The following is a 20,969-nucleotide window of genomic DNA, read 5'->3' as shown; positions in this document are numbered from 1 at the left end:
GTGGCTCAGCCCCTCCTGATCGATGCGCTCGCCGCTGCCCCGAGTCCGCCGCCGAGCCCCAGCGCGCCGAGGCTGCCGCCCCTCGCCGCCGCGGCCAGCCGCTCCTTCTGCGCGAGGTGCGCGAGGTAGAGATCGGCGCCGCGGTGCCCGGCCGGCAGATCGCTGACGGTGAGGATCTTCATGCCGATGCTGAGGGAGGCGCGGATGGGATTGAGATTCACGTCGAAGGCGGACTCGTTCACGGACAACTCCGTCAACCGCACGGGCATGACCCGCTTGCTCCCCCACGTGAACAGCGTCAGCGGCATCTCGATCGGACTGATCTCGATGGCCCCCTTCTGCGACAGCTTGCTCGCGGCCCGCAGTTGCGCGGTGGTCGGCTGCACGAGCATCTCCAGCGTCGCGAGCTGAGGATGAATCCCGTCGGGCGCCGCGACCTCGAACTGATCCGTCGCGTCGATCTCTGCGGTGAACTTCCAGGTCTCCTGAGCGGGGCCCTTCAGCCGCAAGGCCTCATTCCTGTCACCGCTTCCCGTCCCTCCGCCTCCGGCGTCCCCACTGTCACCGGCCGACTGGGGGCTCACGCTGCGTTCCAGGGTGTCCGGGTTGAACTGCAGCACGATGATGCGTTGGGGGGTGCCGGTGTCGGGGTTGACCACGACGATGCCGGAGCGGATGGGTTTGGGGATGTCGGCGTAGCGGGTCACAGGCGGGCCTCCAGACGGGCGCGCAGGTCGGAGTAGTCGTGGCCGGGGAAAACATCCGGGAAGACGTCCAGCATGGTGCGCAGATCGTCCGCGACGCTCCCGAGGCCGCTCTCCCCCAGGTCGACGTCGGCGTACAGGTACTGCCAGCCGAACGTGCCCTTGGTGACAAGCAGTGCGTCCAGGTACTGGGCGTAGTCGATGTCCAGCAGCGCCCCGTCGGAACTGTCGTAGTACCAGACCTCGGGTGAGATGCTCCCGGTCACCACGGACGGGACCCGCAGTGCGGCGAGCGTGCCGGCTCCGGTCCTCGGCTGTTCGTCGAACACCCGGAACTCCTCGTAGAGGGCGCGCACATCGGCGGGGAGATCATCGTGGATGAGCGTCTCACCTGTGGCGAACAGGGCAGCGGGAAGATGACGCAACGAGAACTCACCGTGGAGGGTCGATCCGCCCTTGGCGAGCGTCCAGTGGGACGAGATCCCGTCGAACCGGAGAAAGGCCCGCTGGAGTTCCGGCGCGAAGCGGACGCCCTGCCACTCCTCGATGAGATCGAAGGCCTCCGGTGCCTCACCCGTGAGTTCCTCGATCTCTCCCCTCTCTTCGTAGCGGATGTCCACTCCGTCGGTCTCCTGCAGTTCGTCCAGGAGCCGGAGGTACCTGAGTTCCTGTTCCGTATAGCGCGCCATGGTCCCTTGATTCCTAAGTGAAGCGAATGTCGTTCTTCTTGGCGACGACGGCCTTGAGCTCGCTGTCGAAGTTCCTGAGCTTGCCGGGCGATGTGGCGTTCAGGCGCGTCTTGTACGCCTTCATCCGCACGATCAGCTGGTAGATGTCGCGGTAGGGCGACTGGTCACGCAGCGCCTGCGCGAAGGCCCGGCTGACGCCGAATTTGGTCCTGATGGAGTCGGGACCCTTTCCATTGATGTCGAACCTGGAATCAAGGGCGTTCGGACGCTGAATGTTGTCGCGCGTGTAGGCGCCCTCGGCCGGCTGTTTACGCCAGGTGTTGCCTGCGGGCGCGTACTTACCCCAGGCCATGGAGATCTTCTTGGGGAAGTACTCGTCCGCGCCGCTGTAGAAACCGACGTCGTAGTTGAACCAAATCATCGCGATGCTGGGGTCCTTGGCGATCGCTTTGTAGGCGGGCAACTCGATTCGGTAGGCGAATCTGCTGTTCACCGGCGTACCAGGAGCGGGGACGAGGTTCGAGCCGGTGGCCTTCCCTCCGAATTTCTCGGTGAAGAGGTGCATACGCACCCAGGCCGTGTCTTTCCTGAGATTCGCGGGCACCAGGTCCCAGCCGAGCGGGATCTTGGGATTGCCGAGCGGCTTCTCGCCCTTGTGGCTCTTGATGGTCTTGTTGATGCCGGTGGCCTGGAATCCATGGCCGCGCACACCGTCGGTGTACGGCGGCAGGACCATGGGGAGGAGCGGCGGCCTGCTCGGGTCGATCTCACGCAGTTCCAGCAAACGGGCGAGCCTGTTCAACGCACCCCGCAGCGCCCGGTACTCGAGCTCCCCGGTGCGGGTCGTGGTGCCTCGGGGCGGCAGCCTCCGCTTGACCTGTTCGGCCCTGACGTGCTGGGCACGAGCGGAGCGGATGGCCTCCACCTGGCGAGTATGGCGGTCGGGGTATGCCGCGAGCTGATCAGCCTCCCACTGCCATTCGTCGAGGTAGTCGGTGACGGGGTCCGTCTGGCTCCGCACCACCATCTGGGAGGCCGGTCCCCGCCCCCGGAACATCAGGGTGTGCGACTCTCCGTCGAGGTTGCGGAAGTACACCCTGGGCATGGTCTGCTCCCAGGTCGTGTCCTCCGGCTTGCGGTCGTCGCGATTCCGGCGATCGCGGTCACGGTTGGTGCGGTCCTCGGTGCGGTCCTTGGACCGGTCGTTCCGGCGCCGCCACTGGTCCCGCAGCTTCCGGAGCCGGTCGTTCAGGCGGCTGCCGACGGTGCGGCGGGCCTTGCCGTAGAGCTTGCGGCCTGCCCGGCGGGCCCTGTTGACCGCCGACTTGACGGTCTGGCGGGCACGGCGGAGCGGGCGACGGCGAGGGCGGTCCTTGTCGGTGTCACGACGCTTGTCGGTGTCACGACGCTTGTCGGTGTCACGACGCTTGTCGGTGTCGCGGCGCTGGTCGTCGTCACGGCGGCGGCCGTCGTCCCGTCGCCGGTCGTTCCTGCGGTCGTCGTCCCGTCTCCGGTCGTCGGTGCGACGGTCGCTCGCACGCGGGTCCTTGGGGTCGCGGTCACGGTCGCGGTCGTTCGCGTCGCGGCGGCGGTCGGGGCGCACGGTGTCGCGGGCCGGCCCCCGGCGGGTCGGGGTGGCGCGGCGGTTGTCCCTGGCGTCGTCCTTCAGGCGGCGGTCCGCGTCGCGTATGCGCTTGCGGGCCGTGTTCACCTCGCGGCCCTCGTCGCGGCGTTCGTCGTCGTCGCGGCGCTTCTTGGGGCGGGTGGTGTGGGCCGGGCGTCGCTTCTTTTCGGGGGTGGGGCGTTTGCCGGGGCGGGGCTTTGACGGGGGGCGGGAGGTCTGGGCCGGGGACGGCTTGCGTGGGGGCGAGGGGCGGGTGGGGGTGTCGTCCGTGCGGTCGGCGGGGCGGTCCGGGGACGGGGTGCGGTCGTCCTTGGGCTTGGTGGGGGCGTCCGGTGAGGACGGGGCGTCGGAGGGGCCCGGCTTGTGCTTCTTCGTGCGGAGGTTCTTGAGCATGTCGCCCAGCCGCTCGGCCACCTTGCCCATGAAGCGGCCGACGCCCTCGATGAGGAACTCGTAGACCAGCTCCAGCAGCGCCACGACCCCCGCCGCGACCGCCTTGGCGAAGGGCAGCGCGCCGTTGCCGCTCATGACCGACTTCAGGAAGTCCATGAACAGGCCGAACGCGGCGAGGATCTCGCTGAGCGCCCCCCAGGCGGTCTGCAGGGCGTCGATGATCGCCATGACCCAGCCGGCGCCGGGGATGAGCTTGGCGACGACCTTCTCGACGACCATCACGCCGATGATGACGGGGAGTTGGGGAAGGGCCTCGTCCCAGGCCATCTGCGCCATCTGCTCGACGGTGACGCCGCCGGAGACCAGCTCCTGGAAGTCCTCCATCGGGATGCCGATGATCTCCTGGACCTTCTGGTTGAACCAGGCCCTGACCGCGGTCTTGATCTCCTCGAAGAGGTGTTCCTTGGCGCCCGTCTCCGCGGCGGCACCGGCCTTGCCGATCCAGTCGCCCGGGTCGGAGACGATGTCGTTGAAGATGGCCGCCCACTCACCGAGCGCGGCGACCGCGGCGGCACCGAACTCCAGCGCGCCGACGGTGACCGTCTCGGCGATGTCGACCGCGGCCAGCAGGCCGCCCTCCAGCGCGTCGAGGCCGGCCAGGAGCGCGCCGCACAGGCCGTCGAGGAGCTTCCCGGCGACCTCCTTGAGCGCGTCGGCGAACTCGTTGACCTTCTGTACCGCCCAGTCGCGCGCGCCGTCGATGGTGTTGCGCCACTTGTCGCGCATCGCCGGGTAGTCGGCGAGGAGCTCGTCGCCGAGGGCGATCAGCGCGTCGGCGAAGGTGTTGATCTGGTCGATGACCCAGTTGCGGGCGTCGTCGATGAGCTTGAAGACCTGCTGCTTGAACTTGTCGATGAGGTCGGTGACGACCTGACGGGCCTTCTCGAAGACGCTCTTGATGGCGTTCTTGAGCTTCTCGAAGAACTCCTTGAGCTTCTCGATGGCCTCTTCGAGCCAGTTGTCGGCGTCGTCCTTGCCGTCCTCCTGCTTCTTCTCCGCCTCCTTCTCGGCGTTGGTCTGCTCGTCGTCGATCTTCTTGTTGTCGTCCTCGGTCCGCTTGTCGACGTCCTTGTCGGTGTCCTCCTCCTTCTTCTTGATGTCGTCGCGGACCTTGTCGTACTTCTTGCCCTTCTTGCCGTCGATCTCCGAGACCTTGACGTCCTGCTCCCCGCGCCACCGGTCCCGGGAGTCGGCGATGTCGGAACGGCCCTTGTCGCGGGCGTCGGACTGCTTCTTGCCGCTGGCCGTGACCTCCTTCTGGAGGTCCTGGTCGTGCTGCTTGCGGTCGTCCGCCGCCTTCTTGTCCTTGGCCTGCCGCTCCTGGCCCATCTTGTCCCGGCCCCGGGAGAAGCCCGCCTGGATCTGCGGGCCCCGGTCGTGCTCGGCGACCGCGGAGGCGGACTCGATCGGCACACCGCCGCCGGACACCGACCGCCCGCCGCCGCCCTTCGCGGACTTCTTCCCACCGGCCACCTTGCCGGTCAGGGTCTCCTTGGGCACATCGGGATAGATCTGGTCCTCGCCCATCGGGCGGGCCGCGTCGTCACGTCCCGACTGGTGCAGTTCGTTCTTCCGCTCGTCGAGCTTTCGGCCCTGGTCGTCGGTGCGCTGCGGGTCCGAGTCGTTCTCCAGCGGAAGCCTCGGGGCGTCGCCCACGCGGGCGTTCTTCAGCCCCTCGTCCTGGGTCGGCAGCCCGAGGATGGAGTCGATCAGGTCGTCGAGCGGGAGGATCTCCTTCAGCAGCTTGCCGAAGAGCTGGGCTCCGATGGTGACGGCGATGTCCCACCAGCTCGGCTCCGGCACGTTCGCGCCCGGGACGTCGCCTTCCGGCTTCTGCTCGCCCTTGATCTCGGGCGTCTTGCCCTGCGCCGCGTCCGTACGCGCGACCTTGGCGTTCGTGTACGTGCCCGGGGCCGCCGCACGGGGGCCGCCGGGGACCGTGCGCGGGGAGCCGGAGGGGCGCTGCATCTTCGGCGGCGCCTTGCGCAGGGAGGTGCGTTCCTTGTCCACCGAGCGGCCGACGGCACTGCCGACGCCCTTGAGCGTCTCCAGGGCCTGGTGCGGCTTGAGCCCCGCGGCCGTCGACAGACCGGACTCGGGGGTCGCGTTGGAGACGTCCGGGGGCGGGGTCTCCTTCTTGGCCTTGGCGCTGGCCTTGGACCCGCCGGATGCGGTGGGGCGGCCGCCGGAGCGGACGGGCGCGGGGGCCGGGGACTTGCGACCGCCGCCTCCGCTTCCACCGCCGCCCCGGCGGGACGCGGTCTTCGCGGCCTTTCGTGCCGCCTGGCGCTTGCTGCCCGTCGGGCGGGAGCGCGAGCCCGTGGAGCCGCCGGACGATCCGGCGGAGGTGGCCGCGGACTCCGCGGCCTTGGAGGTATTGGTCTTGGGCTGCGGCCCCGCGGCCATGGGCGACGGGCCGTTGCCCGGCGCCAGTTTCGGCGCACTCGCGGGTCCCGGTGTGGAGACCTTGTCCGGGCCGCCGGCCGGGCCGGGTGTGGTGGCCGGACCCGTGCCTTCGGAGGTCTCCTGCCCACCGGGGGACGTGTCGGGTGCGGGGGCCGTGGTCCCCTGGTCCCCGGCGGTGTCGCGTCCGCCGGTCGGCGTGCGCTCCTCGGCCTTGTCGGCCTGCTTGTCCTTGCCCTTGTCCGCTCCGGAGTCCGCCTCCTTCCCGCCACTGCGGTCCGGGGCACCGGCTTCCGGCTTCCGGGCGCTCTGGGCGGCCTCGCCCGCGCCGTCCTTCTCCGCCCCGGTACCCGACGGTGCGGCGGCACCCTGTGTACGAGCGTCCTCGCCCGACTTGGCCAACTGGTCGGGCGCGGCGGTCTCACCGGGCCCAGCAGCCGCACCGGTCGCCGCGGCGTCCGAGGCCCTGGCCTCCTCGTCACGCCGTGCGGCCTCGGCGTCCTCCTTGCGTTGGTCCGACTGCTTCCGGTCCCGGTCCGTCCCGGCGGTGTCGGCCGTCGAGGCCGCAGCGGGAGACGCCGTACCGAGGGCGCCGCCGGCTCCGGACGCATCGGGCTGCCGCGCGTCAGCCGTACCGCTCAGGAGGTCCTCGAAGGACCCGCTGCCTTCGTCGTCCTCGGAGCGCGCCGCGGTGTCCTGGGAGGTGGTGCCGGGCGTGGCCTCCTGGGGTGCCGCGTCCGGCGCCGGGGCTGCGGAGGCGGACGAGAGGCTGGGCAGCGGGGCCGTGCCCTTCCGCCGCTCCTCGACGAGGTTCGGGTTCTTCGCCGCGTCCGTGTATCCGACGAGGTCGGCATCGGGCACGGGCTGTGCGCCGGCCGCCCCGGCCGTGTCGTCGCCCGCCTCCCGATCCGTGTCGTCCTGCGCGGGTTCCGCGTCCAGGCCCAACGGCTCGTCGTCGCCGTCCTGTTCGTTCTCGGGGTCGCCCACCGCACGGGCCGCTGCGGTGTCCCCGCCGGTCCGGGACTTCTCGCCGGGCTCGGCGCCGCTGCGGTCGACGGTGCCCGGGGCGGGGGCCTGGCGGCGGGTCGCCTCGGACGTGCCCTCGTCCTCGCGCCGCTCCTGCTCGCCGGCCTGCTTCTCGGGCTCCTGGGCGGCCTCGTCCTCGGGTCCGCCCTCGTCCTGCTCGGCGTCGCGCTCGTCCTGCTTGTCCTGGTCCTGCTGGTCGCGTTCGGTGTCCGAGGCGTCCTTGCGTTCGTCGGCGGCGTCCTTCTCGGCGTCCCGGCCGGAGGCGTCCTTCTCCTCCTGCTGTTCCTGCGTGCGCTCCTGCTCGTCCTCGGAGCCCTCCTGCTGCCGCCCGGCCGCGCCCGCGCCGCCCTGGGCGTTCTCCCGGTCGGCGTCTTCGGAGGCGGATCCTCCGTCCCCCTTCTCGGCATCCTCTTCCCGGCCGTCCTCCGGTTGCCCACCGGGCTTGCCGGGCTTGCCGGGTTCGTTCGGCCGTACGTCCTGCTCGGGGGCGGGATCGGCCTCGGAGTCCTCGCGAGCCTGCCGCTCCTCCTCGACCTCATCCCCCGCACCGGGGACAGCCTCCGGAGCCGTCGCCGCGTCCATCGGCAGCGGCCCTGACCGTTCCGTCTCCTCCACGCCCTCCAGCAGCCGGTCGACGACGGGCACCGGCAGCCGCAGTTCCAGCCGGTCCAGGACGCTGTCCTGCACCTCGGGCGCCATCCGGGCCAGCTGGATCCGGACGCGGCCCGACCGGTCCTCCGGGTCGCCGCGCAGCGAACGCAGGAGGCCGTTGGCGATGCGGTCGACGAGGGTCGCGGGGTCGAGCTGCTCCGTGCGGCGGCGGTCGGCGTCGACGGTCGCGTAGCGGAGCCAGCCGGGGGTGGCCTGCGCCTGGTCGAGGTCGGGGGCTGTGTCCGGGCCTTGTTCCGGGTCCCGTACCAGGTCCTGTGCCGCCGACTCGGCCTCCCGTTCGATGGCCTGCTGGGGCAGGCTCACCGCGCCCAGGTCGCGGCCGGCGCGCAGGGTGCCGAGGCCGTGCGGGTTCTGGACGGTGTGCAGGAGTTCGTGGGCGAGCAGACGGCGGCCCTCGTCCGTGCCCGGCCGGTACGCACCCTCGCCGAAGAAGATGTCCTGGCCGACGGCGACCGCGTCCGCGCCGAGCAGGTCCGCGAGCTGCCCGGCGTCCCGGCCGGTGTGCAGGCGTACGCGACCGAGGTCGTGCCCGAGGCGCTCCTCCAGGTCCCGTCGTACGCCGGGGTCGAGCGGCTGACCGGCGCCGCTGACGATGTCCTTCGGCTCGGGGGCGCGGGACCTGGCCGCGCGCTCCTTGCGCTTGCGGCGGCGCTGCTCGGCTGACTGCTCGGAACGGCTGTCCTGGGTCGGGGAGTTGCTCATGACGTCACCTCGCCCCGGCCGCACAGGCCTTCGTGCACCGCGCGGGCCAGTTCCTGCCCGAGGCGCCGGGCGGACAGGCCGGCGGGCAGCGGGGGCAGGCCGGACAGGACGTCGGCCGTCCACGGACCGTCGGCGGGCATACCGCGCTCGCGGACCAGCCGGGTCAGCTCGTCCTCGAAGGCGGCCGAGACCCGGCCGGGGTCCGCGCGGAAGCCGTCGAGCACCAGCTCGCCTATCTCCAGGCGGATCTCGCGCGGCGCGGGTGCCCCACCGTCCCGCGAACCACCGGCCCGCGAAACGCCAGCCCACGAAGCACCGTCCCGCGAACCACTGGACGGCGTCGTACCCGTCTGCGACCCACCCGTCTGCCTCACACCCATCCGCGGACCTCCGTCGGCGTCAAGGAGCGTTCCAGCTTGAGGTATTCGGTGCGGGCCCCGGCGAGCATGTGCCGCATCTGGAGCGGCTCGCCCTCCTCCGCGGCGAGGAACGCGCCGGACAGGGCGATGTTGCGGATCGAGCCGCCCGCCACGGTCAGCTGCGCGAGCAGCCGCGGGTCGATGTCCTTCACCGGCGCCTGCGGCGGCAGCACGCGGCGCCAGATCTCGGCGCGTTCGTGCTCGGCGGGGAAGGGGAAGTCGACGACGAAGCGGATACGCCGCAGGAAGGCGTTGTCCAGGGCCTTCTTCATGTTGGTGGTGAGGATGGCGAGGCCGCGGTAGGCCTCCATCCGCATCAGCAGATAGCTGACCTCGAGGTTGGCGTACCGGTCGTGGCTGTCCTTGACCTCGCTGCGCTTGCCGAACAGGGCGTCGGCCTCGTCGAAGAGCAGGAGCGCGCCGCCGCGTTCGGCGGCGTCGAAGACGCGGCGGAGGTTCTTCTCGGTCTCGCCGATGTACTTGCTGACGACCTGCGAGAGGTCGATGACGAACAGGTCGAGGCCGAGTTCCCTCGCCATCACCTCGGCGGCCAGGGTCTTGCCCGTCCCGGAGCCGCCCGCGAAGAGCGCGGTGACACCCAGGCCCCGGCGCAGGGTCGCCGCGAAACCCCACTCCTGGTGGACCATGGCACGCTGCCGCACATGGGCGACGATCTCCCGCAGCACGCCGGTCTGCCGCTCGTGCAGCACGAGGTCTCTCCAGCCGGCCTGCGGTTCGATACGGCGGCCGAGTTCGTCCATGCCGACCCGGGCCTCGTCCATACCGGCGCGCCAGGCCAGACCGGCGGCGTCGAGCTCGTCCTCGTAGGGCAGTTCACGGCGTACGGTGGCGGCGGCGGACCGTACGACGTGCGGCGGAAGCTGGAACTGGGCGATCAGGGACCGCAGTTCGGTCCTCTCCAGGTCGGCGACGTCGCTGAACGCGTCCGTCCACAGGGCGAGTTGTTCCTCGTCGTCGAGGTGCGGCACGCCGACCCGGGTGCCGTGCGGGCGGTCCGTGCGGCGCGGGTCGGTGCTCGACACGACGACCGGCACGGCGGCCCCGGCCAGGAACGCCTCCGTGGCCGCCTGCTGCTCCCGGTCCGGCTCGCCGAACTCCAGGAGCAGCGCGGCGGGCAGCAGGATCGCCTCGCGCTGCCACAGCCGGGCGAACCGGTCGCGCTCGGCGGGGTCGACGGGGATGTCCTCCGCGCTCAGCGCGTACAGCCCGAGCCCGGCGCGCGCGGCGGCCGCGGCGGCGATGTCGGCGCGGCTGCGCAGGTCGCCGCCGACCAGTTCGACGAGCAGCGGCGCGTCGGGCCGGGCGCCGTCCGTCCAGCCGGCCGCGACCCGGCTCGCGGCGAGGTCGTACGACGGGGGCAGCCGGTCGGGCACCGGGGTGCGGCGCAGCCGGCCGTGCAGCCGGGCGTCCAGGTAGGGCGAGCCGAGCAGGAAGTGCAGGATGCGTTCGTCGAGCCGGAGCCGGGAGGTCGTCAGGCGCGAGGCGTCGTCCGGCTCCACGATCTGCCAGCGGCGCAGCGGCGACACGGGCGGCAGCGCGCTCCAGTGCGGTTCGTCGAGGGCGGCGAGGGCGAGCGAGAAGGTCGGGTACGCCCGCTCGGGATCACCACTCGCGGCGGCGCACCGGGCGCCGGTGGTGGGCTCCAGCTCCTGCGCGGCCGTGAGGAGGACGAGGTCCCGCTCGAACGCGGTGAGCTCGAAGCAGGCGACCAGGGCGTCGAGGGGGGCGGTGCCGGGGCCCTCGGCGGGCTCGGGCAGGGGTGCCCGGGCCTCCCGCCCCTCGGCCGTCCCGTCCGCGCCGCGCAGGGCATGGGCGTCGACTCGGGCCAGGACACGCCGGATCTCCGCCGTCAGTGTCGTGCCGTCGCCCGTCGCGGCGGCGACCGCGGCCGTTGCCCGCGTTCCCATGTCCTCACCCGCCCTCGTCGCTCCCATGTGCCTCAGTTCTCCGTGTCCTCACTGCCGTCGGCGTTCTTGGCCGGCGGCTGTGACCGTGCGGACTTCGCGGGCCTGGCGGCCGGCTTCTTCGCCGTCCTGGCCGGTTGGGCCGGCTTGCGGCCCCGGGCCGACTTGGCGGGCGGCTTCGTCTCGGCCCTCGCCACGGCCCCCGCCACGGCCTGCGTCGGCTCGTCGGCGGGTTCCGCGGCCTTCCCCGAGGGCCCGACCGGCTCATCCGCCTCCACCGCCACCGCCTCCTGGGACGTCACACCCGGAGCCGGAGCCCCCGCCGCCCCGAGCGGCAGCACCCGCACCTCCGGCCGCTCCACCGGCTTCGCCGGCACCGGCGTCTCACGCCCGTCGATGAGGACGAGGACCGCCTGGTAGACGACGGACAGCGTGTACGGCGTCTGGTGGAGCATCCCCCACAGCTTGGACGTCTCGTCGACGTCCATCGCCGTCGGCGTGAACCGCACCCGCTGCACCGCCTCGGCCAGGTCGCTCCCGTTCAAGTGCGGTCGCTGACCGGCGAGTTCGATGATGTCCCTGGGCAGTACGGGTATCTCGTGCAGCGTGCGCACCACCGAGCCGATCAGGCGCTGCCCGACCAGTTCCGCCTCCTCGCCGTACGCGCTGATCAGGTAGTGCAGGTCGAGCGCGGCGGCCGGACGCCGGACCAGGGTCCCGTCGGACGCCCGGGTCGGCAGGTCGTGGTTGCGCTGCGAGGTGTTGGGCGTGACCTGGTACAGGAACACGGTGATGGTCGGTTCGAGGGGCGGGTCGGCCGGCGGCTTGCGCGGCTCGACCTTCACCGCGATGTCGATGTCCGGCGGCAGGTTGGCCTCGATCAGCAGGGCGAGGGCCTGGGTGACGTGGGCGAGGGCAAGTGCGTTGCTCATGGCGTCGGTTCCTCGGTCCCTCTCCTGGTCCTGGTCCTTCTCGTCGTACGGCTGCCGTGCCGTCGCGGCTCACTCACTCGCGTCCCCTGGCCAGGTAGTCCGCCAGGCTGACCGCGGCCCGGGGCCGCTCGGCGTCCCGCGGCCGGGGCCTGCCGGCACCGTCCTGCGGCGTACCACCCGCGGTGACCTCCAGCCGCCCGATCCGCACCTGCACCACCTGCTCGGGCGGGCGCCCGGGGCGGCGGGCCGCCGCCTGCCGGACGGCGTCGCGTGCGGCCGCCGTGTCCGCCGCGCTGGGGAGCAGCGGGGCGGACACGGCGGCTGGGGAAGCGGCGTCCGCGCCAGGGGGGGTCGGGACGGACGCCGCGTTCGTGGGGGCCGCCCGCTCGGTACGGCCCCGGCCCGCCGCGCGGCGGGCGGTGTCGGGGACCGGCCGCAGCACGGGGCCCGTGGAGGTGACGGGCCGCAGCAGCGGCCCTTCGGACTCGGCCGGCCGTGCGGCCGGACGCGGTGCGGGCTCGTCGTGCGCCGGGGCCTGCTCGGTCCGTACGACCGTCCGCTCGCGTTCCGTACGGACGACCTCGCGGGCCGCCGGGCGCGTCCCGTCCGGCCGGGCGACGGCGGCCGGGGCGGCGACGGGCCACAGCGGCTCGGTGCCGTCCGGGTCGGGTGCGGCGGCCCGTACGGCCTCGACGCGTTCGAAGGGGCCGGCCAGCCGCGGCCGTACCCGCACCACGCCGGTGCGCCGCTCGGCGGGCGCCGCGTGCCGGGCGAGCAGCCGGTCGAGGAAGTCGGGCTCCGGCCGCCCTTGCGAGGTGGAGTCAGACATCCGCACACAGCTCCAGGTAGTAGCGGCGCCGCAGCGGGCTGAGCGCCAGGATCTCCGGCTCGCTCCAGCCGTAGGCGGTGGCGAGCAGATGGACGTCGAGCAGCAGGTCCCGGGCCCAGGCGTCCAGTTCGGTCCACAGGTAGGAGGCGATGTCCAGCTCGGCCCGGGTGGGCTCCTCGCATTCGGGGCAGGCGATGGCGAGCGTGACGTCGGCCCCCGGGTCGGCGGACTGCGCCGCCTCGGCGATCCGCCGCTGTACGGCGACGGGCAGTGTGTCCGCGGACACGGGCCGCCCGTCGTGTACGGCGGTGACCACACAGCGGGCGAGCAGCGCCCGGCGCGGGTCGGCATCCCGGGCCGCCGCCGTCAGGTCGGCGACGCCGGGCACCCGGAACTCGACCTCCCAGCCGTCCTCGGCGACCCGCACCAGCGGATCACCGCGGTCGGCCAGGGTGCGGGCGAACTCCCCGGCGTCCAGCTCGAACTCCATGTCCGCGCCACACGCCCGGCACTCCAGCCGCACCTGCATCCGCTCGCCGAACAAGGCCCGGCGCAGCGCGAACAGATCCGCCTCCCGCTCCCCGACCGGCAGCGAGAGCAGCGCCTGCTGATCCCCGCCCAGATCCGGCCGGGCAGCCCGGTGCAACAGCACCGCACGCCCGGCCGACGCCTGCCCGAGCCCGGACTCCCAGGTGGCCAGGACGTCGTCCGCCCGCGTGATCACCTTCTGTCCCCCCTTGCCAGTGTCCGAACAGTTCCCATGCACCCACGCGGCTCAGCAGCGCGCCCCAAAGGGGCGCGGGGAACTGCGCGACCAGCCCAGACGAACCCGCAGACGAACAACAACCCCATCGCGGCTCTCCCAGCGGAGCGCCTACGCCGGGTTGAGGAACGACGGCTCTTCCGGCTCCGCCACCTCGTAATCCCGCTCCCACCCCTCGCACTCCAGCTTCAGCGACTGGATGGCCACCGCGTTGGCGTTGGCGTCCAGTTCGCCGAGGACCTGGTACTCGCTGGGCCAGGTCCGGTACAGCTTGTGCGAGACGGCGACCTGGCCGGCCTCGTTGAGGACCTGGATGACGATGTCCTTGCGGAAGTCCGCGAGGGACACCTCCGAGCCGAGGCCCGCGCCGACCTGCCAGACCTTGTTGGCCCAGCGGTCGAACTCGGGGTCGTGCGTGACGCCGCGCTCCAGGGTGATGCCCTCGAACTCGGAGCGGCCCGGCGACTTGCGCGGGGACGAGGGGTCGCCGCCGTGGCGGTGCTTGACGACCTCGGTGGTCCGCTTCAGCGGACTGATCTTGCTGATGCCCGCGACCGTCCGACCGTCCCACAGGACCAGGAACTTGAAGTTCTTGTAGGGGTCGAAACGATGGGCGTTGACGGTGAACTCTGCCATCGAAATGTCCTCAGGGGTTCCTTGGAGCGTTCCTCAGAGCGCGAACTGGCCGGACGTCTGCTGGATCTTGACGATCACGAACTCGGCCGGGCGGACCGGCGCGATGCCGACCAGGACGTTGACGATGCCGTTCTCGATGTCCTCGTCGGTCGTGGTGTCGCTGTCGCACTTGACGAAGTAGGCCTCGCGCGGCGTGCCGCCCTTGAAGGCGCCCTGGCGGAAGAGCGTGTGCAGGTAGGAGGAGGCGTTGAGGCGGATCTGCTGCCACAGGTTCTCGTCGTTGGGCTCGAACACCACCCATTGCAGGCCCCGCTGGAGGCTCTCCTCGACATGCAGGGCGAGCCGCCGTACCGGCACGTACTTCCACTCGCTGTCGAGGGCGTCGGAGCCCTCCAGCGTGCGGGCGCCCCAGACGACCGGGCCGGTCACCGGGAAGGTCCGCAGGACGTTGACGCCGAGCGGGTTGAGCAGGCCGGTCTCGCGGTCGGTGAGGTTCACCGTGAGGGAGTGCACGCCCGCGAGGCGCGCCTCGGTGCCGGCCGGGGCCTTCCACACACCGCGCTCGGAGTCCGTACGGGCGATGACGCCCGCGACCGCGCCGGACGGCGGGAAGGAGCGCAGCCGGCCGGTGAGCGGGTCGGTGAGCTGGAGGTGCGGGAAGTACAGGCCCGCGTGGTTGCCGCGGACGGCGTCGAACGCGGCGAGCCCGGCTCGGGCGGTGTCCACGCTGACCCAGGTGCTCGGCGCGTCGACGAGCAGGAAGATCCGCCGCTCCTGGCAGAGCCGCTGGGCGGCCGAGACGACGGTGAGGGCGTCCTCGGCCTTCTCGTACGCCGCGAGTTCGGGCAGCACGAGGAGGTTGACGTCGGGGACGCCGCGCAGCGACTGGATGCCGGACTTGTCGGCCTCGGAGCCGATGAGGTCGCGCGGGCCGGGCGCCTCGCCGTCCTCGCCGCCCTCCAGCGGGAAGACGGGCGGGTTGACCGAGGCCTCCAGGCCGAGGTCGTTGGCGCACTCGCCGACGAAGCGGACGACGTCCTCGGGGTCGGTGGAGCCCGCGACGACCTGGACACGCCGGCCGAAGGCGGTGACCTCGGCACCGGCGAAGGCGTGCTTGCCCGGCGCGTCGGGCAGGGCGCGCAGCTTGCGCTCCAGCAGCAGCGCCAGCTCGGCCACGCCGGAGGGGGCCTCGCCGTCGCAGTCGGGGTCGTAGAGCGTGAACTCCCGCTCGACGTCGCCGATCTTGACGGTGAGGTCCACGGCGAGGTCGGGCAGTTCGTGCCCGAACGGCTTGGAGACGGTGCCGGACGGGTCGGGACGGCCCTCGCCGACGACCTCGACGCGGATCAGCCGGGAGCCGGCGTTGACGACGGTCTGCACATACCGGCCGTTGGAGGGGTCGGCGGACAGACCGGTGAAGCTCTCGCGGGCCTCGCCCTTGGCGTCGTGGACGCGCAGGTTGAAGGTCTCGTCGGGGCAGGGCGTGTCGTAGTCGACGGCGACGCGCAGGCCGTTGCCCCACACGCCGGGTTCCCTGGCGTGCACCTTGAGGACGTCGCACTCGCTGTGGCCCTCGGTGGACTCCAGCGCGACGCAGGCGGCCTGGCCGCTGCCGGCCTTGGCGACCCGGACGATCACGGCGACGGTGCCGCCGTTGCCGAAGAACTGGTGAACGGCGTAGCCGACGGCGCTCTGCGCGCTCAGCCCCCCGAAGCGGCGCTCGAACTCCGTGAAGCTGGTGACGCGCACCGGCTCGTTCAGCGGACCGCGGCGGGTGTGGCCCACGAAGGCGGTCACCGAAGTGGTCAGGGTCGAGATGGTGCGGGTGCTGCTGGGAAGCTCTTCGACGTAGACACCGGGATACGTCGGCTTGGCGGCGTTCACCGCGCTCATCGGCATTCCCCCTCCTATCTCTGTCTCGGGCACCGGATGACGGCACCAAGAGACGGTGAGGGAGGGACGTTCCGGCCGTGCGCGAGGAACTGCCCGCCGAGCGTCATCGGTGGGCACGCGCACCTCATCAGTTCCCCCGTCAGTACCCGCGCGGTTCGGTCGCACAGGTCAAGCAGCGCGCTTGTGACTCCTGATGCTCAAGTGCTCAATCCACCTTGGTGCGTTCGGAGTTGACCGAACAAGACGGGTTCTGGCCAGCACACTGGAAGGTTTTGTGAAGGCAAACTTCCCTGATTCGCACATCCCGCCCGCGCGCCCTCGTGGACTGGTCCACACCTCGCGCACAGCGGCCGCGAACACGGGGTGACGGGTGCGCCTGGGGACCGCGCATTTCCGGCGACGACGGCCCATCCGTCCGGCACGCTCCTCGAGTTCTCCCCGAGTCGTTCATCGGCCAGTGGCCGGTTTCGTATGGGCACCATGGACGCGCTCGGAGTTGATCGCGGTCTTACGTGACGCGTCGTCGAGTGCCCGCTTTCGACCGGGACATGCCCGACCCAAACGCCAGGCCACGCCACCCCTTCCGGCGCCTAGAAATATCTACGAGCATGACTGGGGCCGGATCGGCACCGCGGATCTCCCGGATTCCCGCGGGCCACCGGCCCGTGTCCCGTGTGCGTCCTGCGGGGCGCGCCGACTGTGCCTGGGGTGGCCATGCAGAGCGTCATGTGGAAGCAAGCCGTCGAGTGGCTCGCCGCGGCCGCCACGGACCCCCAGGAATGCAAGCGGGAGTGGGACTACGGCGCGGGCACGGTCCTCGTGGAGGCCGGGCGGTACTGGGACGTGCTGAGCGTTCCCGACCGGCTCGGGCTGCTCGCCCTGGACTACCTGTGGCGCGATCCGCTGAAGGTGCCCGGCCCCACCCTGGTGGACTGCACGGCCCGCAGAGTCGGCTTCTTCCTGCCGCCCGACCCCGTCAGCGAGTGGGTCGGGTTCGGGGTCCGGCACGTCGGCCGCGGTTCCTGGGTCGCGGTACCGCCGCCGTACCGGCCCGCCGGCCGCCTGGAGTGGCTCGTCCCACCGGACGGCACCGGCGCCCTGCACTCCCCCGGCACCCTCGAGTCCGCCCTCCACGAGGCCACGGGCACCCTCGCGGTCCTGGCACCGGTCAGCGCGGAGCCGGTGGCGCTTGAGGGTTGGTGAGGCGGGCGGTGGTGGGAGCGGCCGGGCGCAGACCGGATGAGGCGACCAGGCCTGTGTACCGGCCGGGGGTCGGATGTACCCCGGGAGGGACCACCGACCCGGTGGGCATGCCGACAACCGGATGCGCACCCGCCGGGACGACGACCGGACCCAGATGCGAGCCGGTGTTCCACGCGGGTACGGCGGTCCAGGTCTCGCTCTCCGTCGGCGCGGCGAAGGAGACCCACTGGCCGTCGCGGTGCTCCGGGGCCGTATGGCCCCTGGCCTCCCATTCGGCGACGAGGGCCGCGTAGATCGGCGGATGGCCCGAGTATCCGCTGGTGAGTTCGGCGTACGGCCGGGGCGCGGCGTCGTTCCCGAGCAGGCGCCGCGCCGTCGCAGTGCTGTCCATGCCAGGGCAACGCGACGCCGCGCGCCGGTGGTACGCGGCCGGGACCCCGTCCGTCGGGTCGAGTGAACCCGTCACCCGTACGGCGGCACCCGGGGTCCGGACAAACATCCAGTCAGGCGGTCGCCCGTTCAGAGCTGGGCACTTCCCGGCCAGTCGTACGCAACCCCGGCCCCGGTCCGCCGGTTTCCTCGACCGGGCCCGGCGCGTCCGGTAACACTGACCTCACGCCGAGAACCGGTACGACGGCTACGACGGCAGGGAGAGGCCATGTCACAGCGCCCTGACCTCCGGCAGCGCAGGACCGCGCTGGAGCACGAGTGGTCCCATTGGATACCGCGGCTGAGCGTCCCGGGCACGCGGCCGGGCGGCAGCGCGCAGTTGCGTCACGAGGTGACCGAGTCCTGGGCGCGTTCGCTCGGCAGTGTGGACCCCGGCCGGGACAGCGCCCCGGTCACCGAGGGCGGTCCGGTGCACCAGCGCTGGACGTCCTCCCCGCTGTACCGGCCGGTCTCCGGCCTCGCCGGCGAACTGCACAGCATCGCCGAGGACGCCGGTTTCGTCACGGCGGTCACCGACGAGTCCGGCACGATCCTGTGGACCTGCGGCGGCCCGACCATGCGCCGCAAGGCCGAGCGGGTCAACTTCGCGCCGGGCGGCCGGTGGGACGAGCAGGCCATGGGTACCAACGCCCTGTCCCTCGCGCTGCGCACCGGCCGCCCCAGCTCGGTCTTCTCGGCCGAGCACCTGGTGTCGGCCCTGCACGGCTGGGTCTGCTACTGCGCCCCCGTGCACGGCCCGGACGGCCGGGTCCTCGGCGTCCTGGACCTGTCCACCACCTGGGACCGCTCGCACCCCCTGGCCATGTCCACCGTACGGACACTGGTGTCCACCATCGAGGCCCGCCTCACAACGACGGAACACAACCGCCCCCAGGCGGCTCGGCTCCGGCTCACCTGCCTGGGCCCCGAACAGGCCCTCCAGGCCGTACCGGACGGTAGCCACCTCCCCCTTCGCCCGCGCCAATTGGAGATCCTCACCCTGCTCGCGCTCGAACCGGACGGCTTCTCCCCGGAGCGGCTGCGCGCCGCCCTGTACGGCGACCGGCCGGTCACCGCGTCCACCTTCAAGGCGGAGATCTCCCACCTGCGCCGCGCCCTCGGCGGCGGCATCGCCCCGCGCCGCTACGCCCTGACGATCCCGGTGTCCTGCGACGCCGCCGACGTCCTGCGCGCGCTGGAGCGGGGCGACACGGACACGGCCCTGAGCCGCTACGGCGGTCCCCTCCTGCCCCGTTCCCAGGCGCCCGGCATCGAGGAGTGGCGCACCCGCCTCGAAGTGGCCGTGCGCGAGGCCGTCCTGGCGAGCACCCGCCCGGACCATGCCCTGCGCTACGGCGAACGGGCCCCGTACGACGCGGAGATCCACGAGCACGCGCTGGGGCTGCTCGGCCCCAGGGACACGCGCCGGGCGATCGCGGCGGGCCGGCTGACCACGGCCCTGCGCGACTGACGCCGCCGCGCGAGGCCCGGCCCCTCGGCGCCAACCTCGCGCCAACCTCCCGAGAGCACCATGAAGGGCGTCATCTGTCACCGCCCTTCACCGAGGAGAGCCGCCATGGTGTACGCGCAGCCAGGAACGGACGGCAGCATCGTCAGCTTCGCCCGGCGCTACGACAACTTCATCGGCGGTGACTTCGTCGCCCCGGTCGAGGGCCGCTACTTCGAGAACCCGAGCCCGGTGACCGGCAAGGTCTTCTGCGAGGTGGCCCGCTCCTCCGCCGCCGACGTCGACCTCGCCCTGGACGCCGCGCACCGGGCGGCCGACAAATGGGGCCGCACGTCCACCGCGGAACGCGCGGGCATCCTCAACAGGTTCGCGGACCGCCTGGAAGAGCACCTGGAGAAGATCGCGGTCGCCGAGACCTGGGAGAACGGCAAGCCGGTCCGCGAGACCCTGGCCGCCGACATCCCGCTGGCCGTCGACCACTTCCGGTACTTCGCCGGTGTCGTCCGCGCCCAGGAGGGCAGCATCGCGGAGATCGACGCCGACACGGTCGCGTACCACTTCCACGAGCCGCTGGGCGTGGTCGGCCAGATCATCCCGTGGAACTTCCCGATCCTGATGGCCACATGGAAGCTGGCCCCCGCGCTGGCCGCGGGCAACTGCGTCGTCATCAAACCGGCCGAGCAGACCCCGGTCAGCCTGCTCTACGTCATGGAACTGATCGCCGACCTGCTGCCCCCGGGTGTGGTCAACGTCGTGAACGGCTTCGGTGTCGAGGCGGGCAAGCCGCTGGCCTCCAGCCCCCGCGTGGCGAAGGTGGCCTTCACCGGGGAGACGACGACCGGCCGTCTGATCATGCAGTACGCGAGCGAGAACATCATCCCTGTCACGCTGGAACTGGGCGGCAAGAGCCCGAACATCTTCCTGCCCGACGTCACGGCAGCGGACGACGACTTCCTGGACAAGGCCGTCGAGGGCTTCGTGATGTTCGCCCTCAACCAGGGCGAGGTCTGCACCTGTCCGTCCCGTGCCCTGATCCACTCCTCCATCTACGACGATTTCATGGCCCGTTGCGTCGAACGCACCCAGGCCATCGTCGGCGGCGACCCCCTGGACCCGGCCACCATGATCGGCGCGCAGGCCAGCAACGACCAGTACGAGAAGATCCTCTCCTACCTCGACATCGGCAGGAAGGAGGGCGCCGAGGTCGTCACGGGCGGCAACCCCCGCGCCGTCCCCGGCCTCGAGGGCGGCTACTACATCGAGCCGACCATCTTCCGCGGCACCAACGACATGCGCATCTTCCAGGAGGAGATCTTCGGCCCGGTCGTCTCGGTCACCACCTACGACTCCGTCGACGAGGCCCTCAAACTGGCCAACGACACCCTCTACGGCCTAGGCGCCGGCGTCTGGACCCGCGACGGCAACACGGCCTACCGCCTGGGCCGCGAGATCAAAGCGGGCCGCGTCTGGACCAACTGCTACCACGCGTACCCGGCCCACGCGGCGTTCGGCGGCTACAAGAAGTCGGGGATCGGCCGCGAGACCCACAAGATGATGCTGGACCACTACCAGCAGACCAAAAACCTGTTGGTGTCGTACTCGGCGAAGAAGCTGGGGTTCTTCTAAACACATGCGAAAAGGCGCCTGACCTGGGTCTTCACCCGCCAGGCGCCCTTCACTCAACCCGCTCTCGATCGAGCCCGACTTGCGCGCTAACTCCCATCCTTCGCCTGCCGGGTGTTGGCGATCCGACCGGCCGCACGGTGGCCCTCGTCCTCAGGACGGCGTGGCACCGGCCTGGCGCGCGGGCCCGATGCTCCAGGCGCTGCGGAGGTGAGCGGACCACGGCCCGACAGCCATTCTCCAGACCCTCCCCGAGAACGTGTGGGCACAGACAGCGCTGAAACGCGTCGCAGGACCAGTCGAGCGCTAATTTCGCGCCACGATCCGAGTCCTCGCGGGGCGTCATTTGCCCGCCTGGGAGGGGGCTCGTGACGCTGGCTGTGAGGTGCTCCGCGATCTCCAAGCCCGTTCTTGCGGTCGGTGCTCCTGGCGCAATGCCCAGTCCCCGGTGTGGTGTCGGGAGGGTGCGACGTCGGGGACGGTGGGTGGAGTGGGCTTGATCCGCCGACTGCGCCCCGCCATCCAGATCGGCACCGACCGACCGGAGCCCTGCCCGGTAATGACGTGCGCGTCGAC

Annotated in this window: 14 protein-coding genes; 3 read left to right on the top strand and 11 right to left on the bottom strand. The window is 71.8% G+C overall.

The genetic code is table 11. The features are described 5' to 3' along the window. Positions 1–5: 5 nt before the first annotated feature. The 10 genes from KJK29_RS34880 to KJK29_RS34835 all read right to left on the bottom strand — a co-directional run bounded on the left by KJK29_RS34880 (position 6) and on the right by KJK29_RS34835 (position 15,676). Positions 6–707, bottom strand: a complete 702-nt coding sequence (locus tag KJK29_RS34880; protein WP_215123169.1) for a hypothetical protein — start codon at positions 705–707, stop codon at positions 6–8. Continuing rightward, positions 704–1,393 carry a hypothetical protein gene (locus KJK29_RS34875; RefSeq protein ID WP_215123168.1) on the bottom strand — a complete coding sequence of 230 codons (690 nt, stop codon included), beginning with the start codon at positions 1,391–1,393 and terminating at the stop codon, positions 704–706. Before KJK29_RS34875 ends, KJK29_RS34880 begins: the two co-directional genes overlap by 4 nt. Before the next feature lie 13 nt (positions 1,394–1,406). Then, positions 1,407–8,273, bottom strand: a complete 6,867-nt coding sequence (locus tag KJK29_RS34870) for an eCIS core domain-containing protein (RefSeq protein WP_215123167.1) — start codon at positions 8,271–8,273, stop codon at positions 1,407–1,409. Then, positions 8,270–8,653, bottom strand: coding sequence for a hypothetical protein (locus KJK29_RS39045; RefSeq protein WP_251058011.1), 384 nt, complete (start codon positions 8,651–8,653; stop codon positions 8,270–8,272). Before KJK29_RS39045 ends, KJK29_RS34870 begins: the two co-directional genes overlap by 4 nt. Further along, entirely contained in the window at positions 8,644–10,620 is a 1,977-nt protein-coding gene (locus tag KJK29_RS34860; protein ID WP_215123166.1) for an ATP-binding protein, read from the bottom strand. The genes KJK29_RS39045 and KJK29_RS34860 overlap by 10 nt, the downstream gene beginning before the upstream one ends. Before the next feature lie 32 nt (positions 10,621–10,652). Continuing rightward, positions 10,653–11,549, bottom strand: coding sequence for a DUF4255 domain-containing protein (locus tag KJK29_RS34855; RefSeq protein WP_215123165.1), 897 nt, complete (start codon positions 11,547–11,549; stop codon positions 10,653–10,655). A gap of 73 nt (positions 11,550–11,622) precedes the next feature. Continuing rightward, complete coding sequence (locus KJK29_RS34850) at positions 11,623–12,378, bottom strand: hypothetical protein (RefSeq protein ID WP_215123164.1); 756 nt, start codon at positions 12,376–12,378, stop codon at positions 11,623–11,625. Then, positions 12,371–13,102, bottom strand: a complete 732-nt coding sequence (locus KJK29_RS34845; RefSeq protein WP_215123163.1) for a T4 family baseplate hub assembly chaperone — start codon at positions 13,100–13,102, stop codon at positions 12,371–12,373. Before KJK29_RS34845 ends, KJK29_RS34850 begins: the two co-directional genes overlap by 8 nt. A gap of 150 nt (positions 13,103–13,252) precedes the next feature. Continuing rightward, the gene (locus KJK29_RS34840) at positions 13,253–13,777 is read right to left on the bottom strand and encodes a phage tail protein (protein ID WP_184562456.1); all 525 of its coding nucleotides are present in this window, start codon (positions 13,775–13,777) and stop codon (positions 13,253–13,255) included. Positions 13,778–13,810: 33 nt separating this feature from the next. Beyond that, entirely contained in the window at positions 13,811–15,676 is a 1,866-nt protein-coding gene (locus KJK29_RS34835; protein WP_215123162.1) for a phage tail sheath subtilisin-like domain-containing protein, read from the bottom strand. A gap of 708 nt (positions 15,677–16,384) precedes the next feature. Between KJK29_RS34835 and KJK29_RS34830 the strand changes: the two genes are divergently transcribed. Next, positions 16,385–16,873 carry a hypothetical protein gene (locus KJK29_RS34830; protein ID WP_215124556.1) on the top strand — a complete coding sequence of 163 codons (489 nt, stop codon included), beginning with the start codon at positions 16,385–16,387 and terminating at the stop codon, positions 16,871–16,873. Here the strand turns inward: KJK29_RS34830 and KJK29_RS39040 are convergent. Then, entirely contained in the window at positions 16,839–17,264 is a 426-nt protein-coding gene (locus KJK29_RS39040; protein ID WP_251058010.1) for a hypothetical protein, read from the bottom strand. The two genes, KJK29_RS34830 and KJK29_RS39040, sit on opposite strands and share 35 nt — an antisense overlap. Positions 17,265–17,531: 267 nt before the next feature. On the opposite strand from KJK29_RS39040, the gene KJK29_RS34820 reads away from it, so the two are divergent. Both KJK29_RS34820 and adh read left to right on the top strand, forming a co-directional pair. Further along, a complete protein-coding gene (locus KJK29_RS34820; protein WP_215123161.1) occupies positions 17,532–18,773 on the top strand; it encodes a sigma-54-dependent transcriptional regulator family protein in 1,242 nt (413 codons plus the stop codon). A 105-nt stretch (positions 18,774–18,878) separates the two neighbouring features. Further along, the gene (gene adh, locus KJK29_RS34815) at positions 18,879–20,396 is read left to right on the top strand and encodes an aldehyde dehydrogenase (RefSeq protein WP_215123160.1); all 1,518 of its coding nucleotides are present in this window, start codon (positions 18,879–18,881) and stop codon (positions 20,394–20,396) included. Positions 20,397–20,969: the final 573 nt, after the last annotated feature.

Origin of the sequence: Streptomyces koelreuteriae (genome assembly GCF_018604545.1) — a bacterium.
GTDB lineage: Bacteria > Actinomycetota > Actinomycetes > Streptomycetales > Streptomycetaceae > Streptomyces > Streptomyces koelreuteriae.
The sequence above is the reverse complement of the archived record's forward strand: the minus strand, read 5'-3'. Positions and strand labels throughout refer to the sequence as shown.